Annotated in this window: 11 protein-coding genes; 7 read left to right on the forward strand and 4 right to left on the reverse strand. The window is 70.4% G+C overall.

The window, feature by feature from the left end; translation table 11 throughout:
* The first annotated feature begins 11 nt into the window (after window positions 1-11).
* Together B100_RS0114590 and B100_RS0114595 are read left to right on the forward strand one after the other, a co-directional pair.
* Window positions 12-956 carry a RecB family exonuclease gene (locus B100_RS0114590; protein WP_024885185.1) on the forward strand — a complete coding sequence of 315 codons (945 nt, stop codon included), beginning with the start codon at window positions 12-14 and terminating at the stop codon, window positions 954-956.
* Between the two features lie 14 nt (window positions 957-970).
* Window positions 971-1,642 (forward strand): response regulator, encoded by a 672-nt coding sequence (locus B100_RS0114595; protein ID WP_024885186.1) that lies wholly within the window; start codon window positions 971-973, stop codon window positions 1,640-1,642.
* A gap of 73 nt (window positions 1,643-1,715) precedes the next feature.
* Here the strand turns inward: B100_RS0114595 and B100_RS0114600 are convergent, their stop codons facing one another.
* The 4 genes from B100_RS0114600 to metH form a co-directional block, all read right to left on the reverse strand.
* On the reverse strand, window positions 1,716-3,299 hold the full coding sequence (locus B100_RS0114600; RefSeq protein WP_024885187.1) for an ABC transporter substrate-binding protein: 1,584 nt from the start codon (window positions 3,297-3,299) through the stop codon (window positions 1,716-1,718).
* 63 nt (window positions 3,300-3,362) lie between these two features.
* Complete coding sequence (locus B100_RS0114605; RefSeq protein ID WP_024885188.1) at window positions 3,363-4,970, reverse strand: ABC transporter substrate-binding protein; 1,608 nt, start codon at window positions 4,968-4,970, stop codon at window positions 3,363-3,365.
* Between the two features lie 447 nt (window positions 4,971-5,417).
* Window positions 5,418-6,119, reverse strand: a complete 702-nt coding sequence (locus B100_RS0114610) for an HAD family hydrolase (protein WP_024885189.1) — start codon at window positions 6,117-6,119, stop codon at window positions 5,418-5,420.
* 129 nt (window positions 6,120-6,248) lie between these two features.
* On the reverse strand, window positions 6,249-9,761 hold the full coding sequence (metH, locus tag B100_RS0114615) for a methionine synthase (RefSeq protein ID WP_024885190.1): 3,513 nt from the start codon (window positions 9,759-9,761) through the stop codon (window positions 6,249-6,251).
* Window positions 9,762-10,060: 299 nt separating this feature from the next.
* Between metH and B100_RS0114620 the strand changes: the two genes are divergently transcribed.
* The 5 genes from B100_RS0114620 to B100_RS0114640 all read left to right on the forward strand — a co-directional run bounded on the left by B100_RS0114620 (window position 10,061) and on the right by B100_RS0114640 (window position 16,522).
* The gene (locus B100_RS0114620; RefSeq protein WP_024885191.1) at window positions 10,061-10,825 is read left to right on the forward strand and encodes an IclR family transcriptional regulator; all 765 of its coding nucleotides are present in this window, start codon (window positions 10,061-10,063) and stop codon (window positions 10,823-10,825) included.
* Window positions 10,826-11,279: 454 nt separating this feature from the next.
* Window positions 11,280-12,074 (forward strand): MIP/aquaporin family protein, encoded by a 795-nt coding sequence (locus B100_RS0114625; RefSeq protein ID WP_024885192.1) that lies wholly within the window; start codon window positions 11,280-11,282, stop codon window positions 12,072-12,074.
* 83 nt (window positions 12,075-12,157) lie between these two features.
* Window positions 12,158-13,696 (forward strand): glycerol kinase GlpK, encoded by a 1,539-nt coding sequence (glpK, locus tag B100_RS0114630; protein ID WP_024885193.1) that lies wholly within the window; start codon window positions 12,158-12,160, stop codon window positions 13,694-13,696.
* Window positions 13,697-13,703: 7 nt separating this feature from the next.
* Window positions 13,704-15,320, forward strand: a complete 1,617-nt coding sequence (locus tag B100_RS0114635; RefSeq protein ID WP_024885194.1) for a glycerol-3-phosphate dehydrogenase/oxidase — start codon at window positions 13,704-13,706, stop codon at window positions 15,318-15,320.
* A gap of 224 nt (window positions 15,321-15,544) precedes the next feature.
* On the forward strand, window positions 15,545-16,522 hold the full coding sequence (locus B100_RS0114640; protein WP_024885195.1) for a PAC2 family protein: 978 nt from the start codon (window positions 15,545-15,547) through the stop codon (window positions 16,520-16,522).
* Window positions 16,523-16,646 lie beyond the last annotated feature (124 nt).

A 16,646-nucleotide genomic window follows, 5' to 3' on the forward strand; every position in this document is an offset into this window, starting at 1 on the left:
GGTCTGTGGTCATGGAGACGAGCACCGAGGGCCCGACGCGGCCCGACAGCAGCCCGGCCGCGCCGGAGGCGCCGGCGGACACGGTCGTGGTGACCGGGACCCCCGCGGCGCCGCCCGCCTCGCTGTCGCCCTCCCGTGCGAGTGACTTCATGCAGTGCCCGCTGCTGTACCGGTTCCGGGTGATCGACCGGCTGCCGGAGAAGCCGAGCGAGGCGGCGACCAGGGGCACACTGGTGCACGCGGTGCTGGAGCGGCTGTTCGACGCCCCGGCCGCCGACCGCACCGTGCCGCGGGCGAAGTCGCTGATCCCCGGCCAGTGGGACCGGCTGCGCGAAAGCAGACCCGACGTCGCGGAGCTCTTCGCGGACGATCCCGAGGGCGAGCGCCTGGCCCGCTGGCTGACCCAGGCGGAGTCGCTGGTCGAGCGGTGGTTCACGCTGGAGGACCCGAGCCGGCTGGAGCCCGCCGAGCGGGAGCTGTTCGTGGAGGCGGAGCTGGAGTCCGGGCTGCGGCTGCGCGGCATCATCGACCGGGTGGACGTGGCACCCACCGGCGAGGTGCGGATCGTCGACTACAAGACCGGAAAGGCGCCCCGCCCGGAGTACGCCGAGGGCGCGCTGTTCCAGATGAAGTTCTACGCCCTCGTGGTGTGGCGGCTGAAGAAGGTGATCCCACGCCGGCTTCAGCTGGTGTACCTGGGCAGCGGTGACGTGCTGACCTACGACCCGGTGCTCGCCGACCTGGAGCGGGTCGAGCGCAAGCTGCTGGCGCTGTGGGAGGCGATCCGGCTGGCGACCGAGACCGGGGACTGGCGGCCGCGGCCGACGAAGCTGTGCGGCTGGTGCGACCACCAGGAGCACTGCCCCGAGTTCGGTGGTACTCCCCCGCCCTATCCGCTGCCCCTGAGGGCGCCGGAGTCCGGCGGGGCCGAGCAGGGCAGAATGGGGCCGGACTAGCGAAGGAGACTTACGTGGCCATCCGCGTCCTACTGGTCGACGACCAGCCGCTGCTGCGCACCGGCTTCCGGATGATTCTGGAGGCCGAGCAGGACCTCGCGGTCGTCGGCGAGGCCGGTGACGGCCTTCAGGCCCTGGACCAGGTACGGGCGCTCCAGCCCGACGTGGTGCTGATGGACATCCGTATGCCGCGGATGGACGGGGTGGAGGCCACCCGCCAGATCACCGGCCCGGAGCGGAACGGGCCGGCGAAGGTGCTGGTGCTGACGACGTTCGACCTCGACGAGTACGTGGTGGAGGCGCTGAAGGCGGGGGCGAGCGGCTTCCTGCTCAAGGACGCCCCGGCCAACGAGCTGGTGCAGGCGATCCGTGTGGTGGCCGCCGGTGAGGCGATGCTCGCGCCGAGCATCACGCGCCGGCTGCTGGACAAGTACGCCACGCATCTGCCGTCCGGCGAGGAGCCGGTGCCGGACACCCTGCACACGCTGACCGACCGCGAGGTCGAGGTGCTGAAGCTGGTGGCGCGGGGGCTGTCCAACGCGGAGATCGCCGCCGACCTGTTCGTCAGCGAGACCACCGTGAAGACGCACGTCGGTCATGTGCTGACCAAGCTGGGCCTGCGCGACCGGGTGCAGGCCGCGGTGTACGCGTACGAGAGCGGGCTGGTGCGTCCCGGCGCCCAGTAGCGCGGGGCGCCGTGCGTGACGTGGGGGCGCCCTCCCGGCCGGGAGGGCGCCCCCACGTCACGCACGGAACGGGTCAGCCCTTGCTGATCTCCCAGAACCGGAAGACGGTCGAGGCGTCGAGGCAGTACTCCAGGCCGTAGACGCGGTCCTGTACGACGGCGTACTGCTTGCCCTGCCAGACCGGCAGGAGGGGGATGTCCTCGGCGACCTGGTTCTGGATCCGCTCGAACTCCTTGTCGGTGGAGCTGCGGTCGCTCTCGGCGGCGGTGCGCGGCAGGAGCGTCTTGGTGATGGCGCCGGGGTCGTAGTTGTTGTCCAGGACGTTGCCCTTGCCGAAGAAGGGGCCGGTGAAGTTGTCGGCGTCCGGGTAGTCGGGCACCCAGCCCTTGACGTAGACCCCGTACTTGCCGGCCGCGATGTCCTTCTCGTACTGGGCGAACTCGACGGACTTGACGTCGGCGTCGAACAGCCCGCTGGCGTTGAGCTGCTTGGCGATCGCCGCGAGCTCCTGGTCGGTGGCCGGGCCGTAGCGGGCCGGGGTGGACCAGAGGGTCAGCTTCACCTTGTCGGTGATGCCCTCCTCCCGCAGCGCCGCCTCGGCCTTGGACCTGGACGGGCGGGCGCCGTAGATGTCGAAGAAGGCCGTGTTGTGACCGGCGACGCCGGCCGGGACGATCGAGTACAGCGGGGTGGCCGTGTTGCGGTGGACGTCGTGCATCAGGGCGTCGCGGTCCAGCAGGTGGGCGATGGCCTTGCGGACCCCGAGCCGGCCGGCTACGGGGTCGTCCATGTTGAAGACCAGGTGCTGCACCTCGGCGCTGCTGCCCTCGACGACCTCGATGCCGCCGTCGCCGCGGTCGGCCTCCTCGATGTCGTTGATGGCCTGGGCGGTGAGACCGCGGTAGGCGATGTCGACGTCGCCCTTCTCCAGTGCCTTCTTCAGCCCGTTCTGGTCGCCGTGGAAGAACGACAGGGTGACGCCGGAGTTCCTGGTCTCGGCGGAGCCGCTGTAGTGCTCGTTGACGGAGAACACGGCCTTGTTGTCGTCGAACGAGTCCAGCTTGTACGGGCCGGAGCCGACCGCCTTGCCGTCCTCGCGCAGACCGTTCGCGTCGTACTCGCGGTGGTTGACGATGGCGCCGGCGCCGGAGGCGATCTTGCTGGGGAAGGTGGCGTCGGCCGTGTTGAGCGTGAAGACGACCGTCTTCTCGTCCGGGGTGTCGACCTTCTCCAGGGTGGAGAACATGACCGCGGGACCGTCGGGGTCGTCGATCTTCAGCGTGCGGTCGAAGGAGAACTTCACGTCGTCCGCGGTGAGCGCGTCGCCGTTGCTGAACTTCAGTCCGTCGCGCAGCGTGCAGCGGTAGACCTTGGTGGAGGTGTCGGTGAACTCGCAGCTCTCGGCGGCGTCCGGCTGCGGTTCGGTGCCGCCCTTGGGGAAGCCCAGGAGCGACTGGAAGACGTTGTTGAACAGCAGCCAGGACCCGGGGTCGTAACCCGAGGCCGGGTCGGTGGCGAGGACGTCGTCGGACATGCCGACCACGATCTTGTTGCCGTTCGAGCCCGCGTCCCCGTCGTCGGAGCCGCAGCCGGTGAGCAGGCCGGAGGCCAGCCCTGCCATGAGGGGCAGGACCGGCCACGGGTTGCGCAGGTTCACGAGCGATGCCTTGTCGTTCCTTGGGTCCGGAACAGGGCACCCGGATCCCGGCCTACAGGTAGGTCAGCCGCTGACTCCGCGTCCGAGCTCCCACAGCTGGAGCGTCGAGGAGGAGTTGAGCGCGTACGCCGTACCGGTGATGTCGTCACGGGCGGCGAGGTACTGCTTGCCCTGCCACAGCGGCAGGAACGGGACCTCGTCGGCGACGATGTTCTGGATGTCCGTGAAGGCGTTCGAGGCCGCGAGCCGGTCGGCCTGGCGGCGCGACTCGGGGATCAGGTCGTTGCGGACCTCGGTGTTCACGTAGGGCGAGTTGAGGAAGTTGTCCTCGTCGAGGAAGGGCGCGACGAAGGCGTCGGCGTCCGGGTAGTCCGGGAACCAGCCCATGCCGTAGACGTCGTACTTGCCCTTCTGGCCGGCCGGGCGGAACTTGTCCCAGGTGGCGCCCTGGGTGTCCGTCTGGAACAGGCCGCTGTCGTTGAGCTGCTTGCTGAGCTGCTCGAACTCGGCCTTGGTGGCCGGACCGTAGTGGTCGGTCGTGTAATGCAGCGTGAGCTTCACCGGGGTGTCGATGTCGGCGTCCTTGAGCAGCTCGCGGGCCTTGGACACGTCCGGGTCGCCGTAGGTGTTGAAGAACGCGTTGGAGTGACCGGTGACGCCGGCGGGCACCAGGGAGAACAGCGGCTCGGCCTGGCTGCCGTAGACCTTGGCGACGAGCTCGTCGCGGTTGATCACCTGGGCCATGGCCTGGCGGACGGCCTTGTCCTTCACCGTGTCGGCCTTGGTGTTGAAGGCCAGGTAGCGGATCTCCAGACCCGGGGACTCCACCAGCTCGACCTCGCCGCCGGAGGCGGTGGACAGGTCCTGGATCTGCTGCGGCGACATGCTGCGGCTGGCGACGTCGATGTCGCCCTTCTCCAGCGCGTCGCCCATGGACTCGGCGCTGTCGAAGGCCGTGAGCTCGACCTTGTCGTTCTTCACCTCGAGCACGCCCTTGTACGAGGGGTTCTTGGTGAAGGTGGCCTTGACCAGGACGCCGTCCTTGACGTCGCTCTTCATCGTGTACGGGCCGGAGCCGTCCACGTCGAAGCCCTCGCGCAGCTTGTCCTTGGCGTAGTCGTCCTGGTTGACGATGCCCGCGACCGGGGTGGACAGCTTGTACGGGAAGGTGGCGTCGGCCGCCTTGAGGTGGAAGATCACCTCGCGGTCGCCCTGCGTCTCGACGGTGTCGACGGTGGACAGCAGCGCGAAGACACCGCTGTCGCCCTCGAGGGCGATGGCGCGGTCGATCGAGTACTTCACGTCCTGCGCGGTGATCGGGTCGCCGTTGGAGAACTTCAGCCCGTCGCGCAGGGTGCAGCTGTACCGCTCGTTGCCGGCGTCCGTGAAGCCGCAGGACTCGGCGGCCTCGGGCACCGGCTCGCCGTCGCCGCGGGGCTGCACCATGAGCGTCTGCACGGTCTGCCGCAGAATGTTCCAGGTGCCGACGTCGTAGGCCCAGGCGGGGTCGAGGGGCGCGAGGCCCTCTTCCTCGGAGGCGGTGAACCGGTCCGTGGTGCCCACGACGATCGCGTCGCCGTCGCCGCTGCCGCTCTCCGTGTCACCACAGGCGGCGAGCACCGGCGCGAGCAGGCCCATCGCGGCCGCCAGCACCAAAGTCTTGCGGTTCATGCTCGAGTTTCTCCAGGACGTGTCGACTCCGAGTGATCCGGCATGCAGGGGGGTGACGCAGCGGATCGCAGGGAGGGGTGAGCTTGTCGCGACGACATTAGTCCGCGCCCGCTGGAGGGTTCGCGGCGCCCGGAGTTGGGTGCTCATCACGCAGGGGAACCAGGTGTGAACGGACCGACAGGGATGACCGGGGAAGGATTGGTGCAGCTTCCCACCAATCGGGACACAGTGTCCCGCCGGTGATCTCCGAAATCGGGTGGGATGCACACCCGGACATCGTTGCCAATGCGGGTACTTGTGGTGAAGATCACATGTGAAAAGAGGCTCGGCGCTCCTCGCCGACGACCGCCGGCGACCGGAACGCATGCGTGCGGCTCGGGCGTACGGCCCCGGGGACGGGACGCCGCGCATGCCGGTCCCGGCGCCTTTGGCACGCCAGGTGGACGGCTAGCGCAGATCCGTCATCAGTCCGCGCAGGAAGGCCAGATCCACGGCGTCGAGCGAGGGGACCACCGCGCGCCGGTCGGCCGGGGTGATGGGACCCACCGACGGCACCGCGACGACCTGGCACCCGGCGGCCTCGGCGGAGGTGACACCGGTGACCGTGTCCTCGATCACGGCGCACCGCACCGGGTCGGCGCCCAGTCCGGCGGCGGCCGCGAGGTAGGGGTCGGGGTGCGGCTTGGTGCGCGGCACCTCGTCGCCGGCGACGGACAGGGCGAAGTACTCACCGCCCAGGACGGGCAGCACCCGGTCGATGATGCGCCGGTGCGAGGCGGAGACGAGCGCCGTCGGGATCTCGTGCTCGGCCAGCTCGGCGAGCAGCCGCGCGGCGCCCGGCATCAGCGGCAGGGCGTGGTCGATACGGCTCTCGAAGCCGTCGTTGAGCAGCACCGTGAGCTCGTCGAGCTTGATGTCGGCACCGGTCGCCTCGATGAGAAAGCCCGCGCTGCGGGTCATGGGACCGCCGACCACGACGTGCCGCCAGGCCTCGTCGAGGGTGTGACCGAGGGAGGCGAAGACCTCCACCTCGACGTCCCACCAGAAGCCCTCGGTGTCCACCAGGGTGCCGTCCATGTCGAGGAGCACCGCCTGGAGTGCCGAGCCTTCGGTCGTGAGTGTTCCGAGCGCGGGGACCGTACTGGTCATCCACATACCTCCTTGAGGGACGATCAGGCCGGTCCCCACGAAGGGAACCGGCCTGCGGTGGACCGACCAGTGTACGTCGTGCGCGTCGGAAATGCCTGGTGTGACCGCTGGGGCGCCGGCGGGGGCCGGTCAGCGGGCGTTGAAGTACTTCGCCTCGGGGTGGTGGATCACGATGGCGTCGGTGGACTGCTCGGGGTGCAGTTGGAACTCCTCGGAGAGCCGCACGCCGATGCGCTCCGGCTGGAGCAGGTCGGCGATCTTCGCGCGGTCCTCCAGGTCCGGGCAGGCGCCGTAGCCGAGGGAGAAGCGCGCACCGCGGTACTTCAGGGCGAACATGTCCTCCATCACGGCCGGGTCCTCGCCCGCGAAGCCGAGCTCGGAACGCACCCGGGCGTGCCAGTACTCGGCGAGCGCCTCGGCCAGCTGCACGGACAGACCGTGCAGCTCCAGGTAGTCACGGTAGGCGTTCGCCTCGAACATCCGGGCGGTCTCCTCGCCGATGCGGGAGCCGACGGTGACCACCTGGAGGCCGACGACGTCGGTCTCGCCGGACTCCTCCGGGCGGAAGAAGTCCGCCAGGCAGAGCCTGCGGCCCCGGCGCTGGCGCGGGAAGGTGAACCGGGTGCGCTCGTTGCCCTGCTCGTCCAGGATGATCAGGTCGTCGTCCTTGGAGACGCACGGGAAGTAGCCGTAGACCACGGCCGCCTCCAGCAGGTTGTCCGTCTGAAGCCGGTCCAGCAGGCCGCGCAGCCGCGGCCGGCCCTCGGTCTCCACCAGCTCCTCGTAGGTGGGGCCGTCTCCGGTGCGGGCCTGCTTCAGGCCCCACTGGCCCTTGAACAGCGCGCCCTCGTCGAGCCAGCCGGCGTACTCCTTGAGCTGGATGCCCTTGATCACACGGGTGCCCCGGAACGGCGGCTCGGGGACAGGGTTGTCCACGGCGACGTCGGAGCGGACGCTGCCCTCCTCGGGGCGCTCCTCGATCTCCACGGTGGCCGCGCGGACCCGGCGCTGCTTCAGCTCGGGGAGTGTGGCACCGGGGACGCCGCGCTTGATGCCGATCAGGGCGTCCATCAGGCGCAGGCCCTCGAAGGCGTCGCGGGCGTAGCGGACCTCGCCCTGGTAGATCTCGTGCAGGTCCTGTTCGACGTAGGCGCGGGTGAGGGCGGCGCCGCCGAGGATGACCGGGTAGTCGGCGGCCAGACCGCGCTGGTTGAGCTCCTCCAGGTTCTCCTTCATGATCACCGTGGACTTCACCAGCAGACCTGACATGCCGATCACGTCGGCCTTGTGCTCGTCGGCGGCCTCCAGGATCGCGGAGACCGGCTGCTTGATGCCCAGGTTGATCACGTTGTAGCCGTTGTTCGACAGGATGATGTCGACGAGGTTCTTGCCGATGTCGTGGACGTCGCCGCGCACCGTGGCCAGCACGATCGTGCCCTTGCCCGCCTCGTCGGTCTTCTCCATGTGCGGCTCGAGATGGGCCACCGCGGTCTTCATCACCTCGGCCGACTGCAGCACGAACGGCAGCTGCATCTGCCCCGAGCCGAACAGCTCGCCGACCACCTTCATGCCGTCCAGCAGGGTGTCGTTGACGATGTCCAGTGCCGGGCGCTCGGTCAGCGCCTCGTCCAGGTCGGCCTCCAGGCCGTTGCGCTCACCGTCGATGATGCGGCGCTTGAGGCGCTCGTCCAGCGGCAGCGCGGCCAGCTCCTCCGCCTTGCCCGCCTTCAGCGACTTGGCGGTGGCGCCCTCGAACAGCTGCATGAGCTTCTGCAGCGGGTCGTAACCCTCCGCACGCCGGTCGTAGATCAGGTCGAGGGCAGTCTGCACCTCCTCCTCGCTGAACCGGGCGATCGGCAGGATCTTGCTCGCGTGCACGATCGCCGAGTCCAGGCCCGCCTTCACGCACTCGTCCAGGAAGACCGAGTTCAGCAGGATGCGGGCGGCCGGGTTCAGGCCGAAGGAGATGTTCGACAGGCCCAGGGTGGTCTGCACGTCCGGGTGGCGGCGCTTCAGCTCCCGGATGCCGTCGAGGGTGGCGACGCCGTCCTTGCGGGACTCCTCCTGACCCGTGCAGATCGTGAAGGTCAGACAGTCGACGAGGATGTCCTCCTCGCGGATCCCCCAGTTCCCCGTCAGATCGTCGATCAGCCGCTCGGCGATCTCGACCTTCTTCTCCGCCGTCCGGGCCTGGCCCTCCTCGTCGATGGTCAGCGCGATCAGCGCCGCACCGTGCTCCCGCGCCAGCTCCGTCACCCGCGCGAACCGGGACTCGGGGCCGTCGCCGTCCTCGTAGTTCACCGAGTTGATCACCGCGCGGCCGCCGAGCTTCTCCAGCCCGGCCCGGAGCACGTCCACCTCGGTGGAGTCCAGCACGAGCGGCAGCGTGGAGGCGGTCGCGAAACGGCCCGCCAGCTCCCGCATGTCGGCCACGCCGTCCCGGCCGACGTAGTCCACACACAGGTCCAGCATGTGCGCGCCCTCGCGGATCTGCTCCCGCGCCATCTCCACGCAGTCGTCCCAGCGGCCCTCCAGCATGGCCTCACGGAACTTCTTCGACCCGTTGGCGTTCGTCCGCTCACCGATCGCCAGGTACGAGGTGTCCTGCCGGAACGGCACGCTCTGGTACAGCGACGCCGCCCCCGGCTCGGGCTGCGGCCGCCGCTGCGTCGGCGCCATGTCCCGCACCCGCTCCACCAGCCGGCGCAGATGCTCCGGAGTCGTACCGCAGCAGCCGCCCACCAGTGACAGCCCGTACTCCCGTACGAACGTCTCCTGCGCGTCCGCCAGCTCGGGCGCGGTCAGCGGGTAGTGGGCGCCGTCCTTGGTCAGCTCCGGCAGGCCCGCGTTCGGCATGCACGACAGCGGGACGCGGGAGTGGCGCGCCAGGTAGCGCAGGTGCTCGCTCATCTCGGCGGGACCGGTCGCGCAGTTCAGGCCGACCATGTCGATGCCCAGCGGCTCCAGCGCGGTCAGCGCCGCGCCGATCTCCGACCCGAGCAGCATGGTGCCGGTCGTCTCCACCGTCACCGACACGATCAGCGGTACCTCGAGGCCGACGGCCTCCATGGCCCGGCGGGCGGCGACGACGGAGGCCTTGGTCTGCAGCAGGTCCTGGGTCGTCTCCACCAGCAGGGCGTCCGCGCCGCCCGCGAGCAGGCCCTCCGCGTTCTGCTGGTAGGCGTCGCGGATGGCGCCGAAGGTGGTGTGGCCGAGGGTGGGCAGCTTGGTGCCCGGCCCCATGGATCCGAGGACCCAACGGGGCCGGCCGTCGCGGCCGGTGAACTCGTCCGCCGTCTCGCGGGCGATGCGGGCGCCCGCCTCGGACAGCTCCAGAACGCGCTCGGGGATGTCGTACTCGCCCAAAGCGGTGAGGTTGGCGCCGAACGTGTTGGTCTCGACGCAGTCGACGCCCGCGCCGAAGTACTCGGAGTGGACCGAACGGACGATGTCCGGCCGGGTCACGTTCAGGATCTCGTTGCAGCCCTCGAGGTCCTGGAAGTCCTCGAGAGTCGGGTCCTGTGCCTGCAGCATGGTGCCCATGGCCCCGTCGGCGACCACCACACGGGTGGCGAGCGCCTCTCGGAGCGCGGACACACGGGTCCGGCTGTCGGTGGAAGGGGTCAGCGGCAACGAGGCCATGAAAAGGGCTCCCTCAGGTGCGACGGCTGTCGGCTTTGCGGCTGCCCGGAAAAGTCACCTGTTCGAGCTTCCCCGGCAGGGCGCACGCCGTCAGGGTATCCGGGACCGCCCCCTCGCGTCGGGGGCGTCCACGGGGCGGACGAAGATGGCCGGGGGGCGACGGTCGGCGCGGGGTGACCCGACCGATCATGACCGACCATTAGCGAGAGGTCGGCATGGACCGGTAGTGTTCGGCATTGCCGAACACCGGCAGCGGACGTCGCGCGTCGACGCTCGAAGGGGACGGAGGCAGTACGGCGATGGCACGGAACATCCAGTCGCTCGAACGGGCGGCGGCGATGCTGCGCCTGCTCGGGGGCGGCGAGCGACGGCTCGGCCTGTCGGACATCGCCTCCTCGCTGGGCCTCGCCAAGGGGACCGCGCACGGCATCCTGCGCACCCTCCAGCAGGAAGGGTTCGTCGAGCAGGACGAGGCCTCCGGCCGCTACCAGCTGGGCGCCGAGCTGCTGCGCCTGGGCACCACCTACCTTGACGTGCACGAGCTGCGGGCCCGCGCCCTGGTCTGGACGGACGACCTGGCCCGCTCCAGCGGCGAGAGCGTCTACCTCGGGGTGCTGCACCAGCAGGGCGTGCTGATCGTGCACCACGTCTTCCGGCCCGACGACAGCCGGCAGGTGCTGGAGATCGGGGCGATGCAGCCGCTGCACTCCACGGCCCTCGGCAAGGTCCTGTCGGCGTACGACCCGGTCGCGCACAGCGAGGCCCTGGAGGTCGACCGCAAGGCGTTCACCGACCGCACCGTGTGCGACCCGGACGCCTTCGAGCACCTCCTCGACCTCACCCGCGCGCGGGGCTACGCGGCGGACGTGGAGGAGACCTGGGAGGGTGTGGCCTCCCTTGCCGCGCCGATCCACGACCGGCGGCGGATGCCGGTGGGGGCGGTCGGCATCACGGGGGCGGTGGAGCGGCTGCGCCGGGACGGCGAGCTGCGGTCCGAGCTGATCGCCGCGGTACGGGACTGCGCCCGCGCGGTGTCGCGGGACCTGGGCGCCGGACGCTTCTGAGCGGGCGGCCCCCGCACCCCTCACGGATCACACGGGACCCGGACGCCTCATGGGCGGGCCGGGTCGCAGTCGTGGGTGGGCGACGACGAGGGCGGCGGCGGGCGCCGGCTCGCCCGCGCGCGGCGCCTCACGATCGAGCCCGACCGGCCTCGGCGGATCACGACCGGCCTTGCGACGGAACCCGACGGAACCCGACCGGCCTTGGCGGATCGCGACCGCTCACCGCGGGTCTCGACGATCAATAACGATCGCACTTCGACAACCGAGACCCTTGACGCATCCCTGGCGCGGGACAAGACTCCCGTCCATCGGTCGGCATTGTCGAACACCTACCGGCAATACGCGCTAGAGTGGGACAACGCCAAGGGCCGGCAACGCTCTCATCCCTGAGGGCGCCAATCCCCGGAGGGACCCGGGGGTCGGCTTCCCTGGACGAAGGACAAAGGAGTCGCGGGTGTCCAGCTCCGACATCTTCATCGGCGAGACCATCGGTACCGCCATACTCATCCTGCTCGGCGGCGGTGTGTGTGCCGCCGTGACGCTCAAGGCCTCCAAGGCCCGTAACGCCGGCTGGCTCGCCATCGCCCTCGGCTGGGGCTTCGCCGTCCTGACGGGCGCCTACATAGCCGGGCCGCTCTCCGGTGCCCACCTCAACCCGGCCGTGACCCTCGCGCTCGCCATCAAGGACGGCGGGTGGGCCAACGTTCCGACGTACTTCGCCGCGCAGATCCTCGGCGCGATGATCGGCGCGACGCTGGTGTGGCTCGCCTACTACGGCCAGTTCCACGCCCACCTCACCGACAAGGAGATCGTGGGCGGACCGGGTGCCCAGACGACCGCCGCCAAGGCCGTCGAGGCGCAGGAGAAGGGCGCGGGCCCGGTGCTCGGCGTCTTCGCCACCGGCCCGGAGATCCGGCACACGGTGCAGAACCTCGCCACGGAGATCATCGGCACCTTCGTGCTGCTGCTCGCCATCCTCACGCAGGGCCTGAACGACGCGGGCAACGGCCTCGGCGTGCTGGGCGGTCTGATCACGGCGCTCGTGGTCGTCTCGATCGGTCTGTCGCTCGGCGGTCCGACCGGTTACGCCATCAACCCCGCTCGTGACCTCGGCCCCCGCATCGTCCACGCCCTGCTGCCGCTGCCCAACAAGGGCGGCTCCGACTGGTCGTACGCCTGGGTCCCGGTGGTCGGTCCGCTGATCGGCGGCGCCATCGCGGCTGGCGTCTACAACGTCGCCTTCGCGTAGATGACCGCATCGCCTCTCACCGCGATCGTTGTAGAAGCGCCGTACCCACTGCCCCGTAACCAAGGAACTTCCAGGAGCACACCGTGACCGACGCCCACACCGCCGGCCCCTTCATCGCCGCCATCGACCAGGGCACCACGTCCTCCCGCTGCATCGTCTTCGACCGCGACGGGCGCATCGTCTCCGTCGACCAGAAGGAGCACGAGCAGATCTTCCCCAAGCCCGGCTGGGTCGAGCACGACGCCACCGAGATCTGGACCAACGTCCAGGAGGTCGTCACCGGCGCCGTCGCCAAGGCCGGCATCACCCGCGACGACATCAAGGCCATCGGCATCACCAACCAGCGCGAGACCACCGTGCTGTGGGACCGCCACACGGGTGAGCCCGTCCACAACGCGATCGTCTGGCAGGACACCCGCACCGACGCCCTGTGCAAGGAGCTCGGCCGCAACGTCGGCCAGGACCGCTTCCGCCGCGAGACCGGCCTTCCCCTCGCCTCCTACTTCGCCGGTCCCAAGGCCCGGTGGCTGCTCGACAACGTCGACGGCCTCAAGGAGCGTGCGGAGGCGGGCGACATTCTTTTCGGCACCATGGACACATGGGTCATTTGGAACCTCACGGGCGGAGTGGACGGCGGCCGGCACGTCACCGACGTGACCAACGCCTCCCGCACCATGCTCATGAACCTCCACACCATGCAGTGGGACGAGCGGATCGCCGAGTCGATCGGCGTCCCGATGCCGATGCTGCCCGAGATCCGCTCCTCCGCCGAGGTGTACGGCGAGATCAAGGGCGGCAAGCTGGGCGACCTGCTCGGCGGTATCCCGGTGGCCTCCGCGCTGGGCGACCAGCAGGCGGCCCTGTTCGGCCAGACCTGCTTCGCCGAGGGCGAGACCAAGTCGACCTACGGCACCGGCACCTTCATGGTGATGAACACCGGCGACAAGCTCATCAACTCCTACAGCGGCCTGCTGACCACGGTCGGCTACCAGATCGGCGACCAGAAGCCGGTCTACGCCCTGGAGGGCTCGATCGCCGTCACCGGTTCGCTGGTGCAGTGGATGCGCGACCAGATGGGCCTGATCTCCACCGCCGCGGAGATCGAGACCCTGGCGCTGTCCGTCGAGGACAACGGCGGCGCCTACTTCGTACCGGCCTTCTCCGGCCTGTTCGCCCCGTACTGGCGCTCCGACGCCCGCGGAGTGATCGCCGGCCTCACCCGGTACGTCACCAAGGCGCACCTCGCGCGCGCCGTCCTGGAGGCCACCGCCTGGCAGACGCGGGAGATCGCGGACGCCATGACGAAGGACTCCGGCGTGGAGCTCGCCGCCCTCAAGGTCGACGGCGGCATGACCTCCAACAACCTGCTGATGCAGACCCTCGCGGACTTCGTGGACGCCCCCGTGGTGCGCCCGATGGTCGCCGAGACCACCTGCCTCGGCGCCGCCTACGCCGCCGGCCTCGCCGTCGGCTTCTGGAACAGCACCGACGACCTGCGCGCCAACTGGCGGCGGGCCGCCGAGTGGACCCCCCGCATGGACGCGGACACCCGCGACCGTGAGTACAAGAGCTGGCTCAAGGCCGTCGAGCGGACCATGGGCTGGCTCGAGGACGAGGAGTAGAACCGCCATGACCACCGAAGCCACCCCACAGTCCGTACCTGCCCTGGGGACGCACCCGGCGTCCGGCTCGAACCCGAGCCGCGCCGAGACCCGGGAGCAGCTCTCCAAGGCGTCGTACGACCTTCTCGTCATCGGCGGCGGCATCCTGGGCATCTCCACCGCCTGGCACGCCGCGCAGTCCGGTCTCAGGGTGGCTCTGGTGGACGCCGGTGACTTCGCCGGAGCCACCTCCTCCGCCTCGTCCAAGCTGCTGCACGGCGGTCTGCGCTACCTGCAGACCGGAGCGGTGAAGCTGGTGGCGGAGAACCACTTCGAGCGCCGTGCGGTCTCCCGTCAGGTGGCCCCCCACCTGGCGAACCCGCTCACGTTCTACCTCCCCGTGTACAAGGGCGGGCCGCACGGCGCGGCGAAGCTCGGGGCCGGCGTCTTCGCCTACTCGGCGCTGTCGGCCTTCGGTGACGGTGTCGGCCACCTGCTGTCGCCGGCGAAGGCCGCGCAGGACGTGCCGGAGCTGCGCACCGACAACCTCAAGGCCGTGGCCGTGTACGGCGACGACCAGATGAACGACGCGCGTATGGCGCTGATGACGGTCCGCGCGGCCGCCGAGTCGGGCGCGGTCGTCCTGAACCACGCCGAGGTGACGGGCCTGCGCTTCACCAAGGGCCGGGTCACCGGCGCCGAGCTGCGCGACCGTCTCTCCGGCGACGAGTTCGGCGTCAACGCCCGCCTGGTGCTGAACGCCACCGGCCCGTGGGTGGACCACCTGCGGCGCATGGAGGACCCGGACGCCGCTCCGTCCATCCGGCTGTCGAAGGGCGCGCACCTGGTGCTGAAGCGCACCGCCCCGTGGAAGGCCGCGCTGGCCACGCCGATCGACAAGTACCGGATCACCTTCGCCCTCCCCTGGGAGGACATGCTGCTGCTCGGCACCACCGACGAGGAGTACGAGGGCGACCCGGCGGACGTCGCGGTCAACGAGAAGGACATCGCACAGATACTCGACGAGGCCGCGTTCTCCATCCGCGACCAGCAGCTCGACCGTGACCTGATCACGTACTCCTTCGCCGGTCTGCGGGTGCTGCCGGGCGGTCCCGGCGACACGGCCAAGGCCAAGCGGGAGACGGTCGTCACCGAGGGCCGCGGCGGGATGCTGTCCGTCGCGGGCGGCAAGTGGACCACGTTCCGCCACATCGGCCGCACGGTGATGCGCAAGCTCCAGGAGCTGCCCGGCCACCCGCTGGGCGAGGACTTCGAGCCGATCGGCGCGCTGCCGAAGAAGCTCCCGCTGCCGGGCGTGGCCAACCCGCGTGCCGTGGCGCACCGCCTGCTGGTGGACGGCCCGGCGCCCGGCCCGCGCATGGCCGCGGACACGGCCCGGCACCTGGCCACCCACTACGGGTCGCTGGCGTTCGACATCGCCCGGCTGGCGAACGAGGACCCGGCGCTCGCCCGCCGTGTCCACCCGGACGCGCCGGAGATCTGGGCGCAGGTCGTGTGGGCACGGGACCACGAGTGGGCCGAGACGGCCGACGACGTGCTGCGCCGCCGTACCACCCTGATGATCCGCGGCCTGGCCACGGACGAGGTCCGGGCGGACGTGCAGGAACTGCTCGGCAAGAAGTGACCGGACCGCCCCCCGTCTCCCCTCCCGGGAGCCGGGGGCGGCGGCCGTCCACGTCCCGACCGGGTGCGCCGGGGCGGCAGTCGGACGGGCGGGGTGACGCTCCGTTTTCCCGGTGCTGTGCGGGGCAGTGATGGGGCACTCCCCTTGTACGGGGCTGCGGGCGCCCCCGCGGACACGCCGTAAGGTTGGTGCGTACACGAGGGCACGTCGGAAGGAGGCGCTGGGTGATCGAGCTCGAGGGGGTTCCCGAGCTGATCGACCCGGTCATGGTGGCCGCGTTCGAGGGCTGGAACGATGCCGGTGACGCCGCCTCCACCGCGGTCGCGCATCTGGACAGGGAATGGAAGGGCGAGGTGTTCGCGGCGCTGGACGCCGAGGACTACTACGACTTCCAGGTGAACCGCCCCACGGTGTTCATGGAGAACGGCGTGCGGAAGATCACCTGGCCCACGACGCGGCTGTCGGTGGTCCGGGTGGGCGGCGAGAAACCGCGCGACCTTGTACTGGTACGCGGCATCGAACCGTCCATGCGGTGGCGTTCGTTCTGCAACGAGATCCTCGGCTTCGCGCACGAGCTGGGTGTGGAGCTGGTGGTGGTGCTGGGCGCGCTGCTCGGTGACACCCCGCACACCCGTCCGGTCCCGATCAGCGGGACCACGTCCGACCCGGACCTGGCGCGCCGTATGGATCTCGAGGAGACCAAGTACGAGGGGCCGACGGGCATCGTCGGCATCCTGCAGGAGGCGTGCACGCACGCGGGCGTGCCCGCGGTGTCGCTGTGGGCGGCGGTCCCGCACTACGTGTCGCAGCCGCCCAACCCGAAGGCCACGCTGGCTCTGCTGAACCGGCTCGAGGACCTGATCGACGTGCGCATCCCGCTGGGCGAACTGCCCGAGGACGCGCGTGCCTGGCAGGTGGGCGTGGACCAACTGGCCGCGGAGGACAGCGAGGTCGCCGAGTACGTCCAGACGCTGGAGGAGGCCCGGGACACCGCCGAGCTGCCGGAGGCGTCCGGTGAGGCCATCGCGCGCGAGTTCGAACGGTATCTGCGTCGCCGTGACGGGGCGTCGGGTCCGCCCGGCGGGCACGCCACCGCCGAGGGATCGGAGGGGCCGTCGTACCGGCGGGACGGGCCGGGCGGCCGGTCGCGTCCGCCGAAGTCGCCCCGGCAGGAGGACGGCGACGAGTCGCCGGAGGACTGAGGAGACAGCGCGAAGGGGGCGCCCCGATCGAGGATCGGGGCGCCCCCTTCGCGTGTCTCGCCGGCGCCGTGCCGGGCACGGTTGTACGCGGGGCGCGGACCGGCCGTGGTCGCTCGCGCAGTTC

It is taken from the genome of Streptomyces sp. CNH189, from assembly GCF_000527195.1.